General features: G+C 71.4%; 2 protein-coding genes. Both read left to right on the plus strand.

The genetic code is table 11. The annotated features are described in order from the left end of the window. The coding region (locus tag AB8Z36_RS37915) for a class I SAM-dependent methyltransferase (RefSeq protein ID WP_369217919.1) at positions 1-636 on the plus strand (636 nt) is incomplete at its 5' end. 172 nt (positions 637-808) lie between these two features. Next, positions 809-1,910 (plus strand): C40 family peptidase (locus AB8Z36_RS37920; RefSeq protein WP_369217920.1); only part of this gene is annotated, 1,102 nt, incomplete at its 3' end.

The following is a 1,910-nucleotide window of genomic DNA, read 5'->3' on the forward strand; positions in this document are numbered from 1 at the left end:
CCCTGGACCGTCGCGCAACTGCTCCTGCGGCTGCGTACCGCAGCGCCCCGCGCGCGCGTGGTCGGCGTCGAGATCGAACCGGCCCGGGTCGCGGCGGCGAAACCGTACGAGCGCGAGGGCCTCACGTTCCGCCACGGCGGCTTCGAGGTGCCCCTGCCGGGCCGACCGGCCCTGATCAGGGCCGCGAACGTGCTGCGCCAGTACGACGAGGACCAGGTCGCCGCCGTCTGGGAGCGGCTCCGCGCGCGCCTCGCACCCGGCGGCCTGCTCGTCGAGGGCACCTGCGACGAGATCGGGCGGCGGCACGTCTGGGTCGCGCTCGGCACCGAGGGCCCGCGTTCGGTGACCTTCGCGGCCCGGCTCGGCTCCCTCGACCGGCCCTCGGACCTCGCCGAGCGGCTGCCGAAGGCGCTGATCCACCGCAACGTGCCGGGCGAACCGGTCCACGCGTTCCTGCGGGACTTCGACCGCGCCTGGGCGGCGGCGGCCCCGTACGCCTCCTACGGCGCGCGGCAGCGCTGGATCAGGACGGCGCGCGGCCTGAGCGCCGACTGGCCCGTGCTCGACGGGACGTCGCGGTGGCGGCAGGGGGAACTGACGGTGGCGTGGGACGCGTTGGCGCCGCGGACCGGGTGATGGGCGCGCCGTGACCTGGGGGGAACGAAGTTCGCGTGCCGTTCGTCACATGTGACGGGTGGGGAGATCGGAGTTCCTGTCGTGCTCTGTCGCAATGGCGTCCGGCATGGCACCATCCCGGAAGCGACGGCAAGTTACTGACGGTAAATCAGGTTCTTGGGGGTGGCAGGGCGTGACCGGCAAGCGATGCTCGACGGCGGCGACCGTGGCGCTGATCTGCGCGGCGGCGGTAGTGGTGGCCGCGCCGGGAGCGGCTTATGCGAGCCCTTCGGCCCCGACGAGACCGACCGACCCGCCGACTCCGTCGGGCCCGGTGGCCTCGACGACTCAGGTGACTCCGGCGACTCCGACGGCGCCCAGATCGGACGAGTCCCTGGAGCAGGTCCGCAAGGAGATCGAGAAGCTCTATCACGACGCGGGCGTAGCGACGGACGAGTACAACGCGGCCGAGGAAAAGGCCGACAAGCAGTCCAAGCAGATCGTGAAGCTGGCCAAGGAGATCGCCGACGGCCAGGCCAAGCTGAAGAAGCTCAAGGCACGGGCGGGCGCAGCGGCCCGCGCGCAGTACCGCGGCGGCGGCATACCGGACGAGGCCCAGCTCATGCTGAGCGAGGACCCGGGTCAGTTCCTGGACGGCGCCGGACGCATGCGGCAGGGCCAGAAGGCCACCAAGGGCATGCTGACCGAGCTGTCCAGGACCCAGGAGGACCTGCGGGTCTACGCGGAGGACGCCACCGCGCGCTGGAAGAAGCTGGAAGCCAACCGCAAGGCGAAGGCCGCGTCGAAGAAGAAGATCAAGAAGAAGATAGCGGCCGCCGAGAAGCTGGAGTCGCGGCTGGAGAAGAAGGAGCGGGAGCGGCTGCGCAAGCTGGAGGAGGCCGCGGCCTCCAAGAAGCAGTCGGCCTGGGTCGGTTCGGGCGTCCTCAAGGACATCGGCGCCAAGGCGACGCCGCAGGGCAAGAAGGCCATCGAGTTCGCCACCGCCCAGATCGGCAAGCCGTACGTATGGGGCGCCGAGGGCCCGGGTTCGTACGACTGCTCGGGGCTCACCTCGAAGGCGTGGGCGGCGGCCGGCAGGGGCATCCCGCGGACCTCGCAGGAGCAGTGGAAGCAGCTCCCGCACGTCGACATCAAGAACATGCGCCCCGGCGACCTGATCATCTACCACGCGGACGCCAGCCACGTGGGGATGTACGTGGGCGACGGCGCGATCGTGCACGCTCCCCGGCCGGGGCGTGACGTGACGGTCGCGGGGGCGGGCTCCATGCGGATAC

The sequence above is a fragment of the Streptomyces flavofungini genome (assembly GCF_041028215.1).
In the GTDB taxonomy this organism is placed as follows: Bacteria; Actinomycetota; Actinomycetes; order Streptomycetales; family Streptomycetaceae; genus Streptomyces; species Streptomyces flavofungini_B.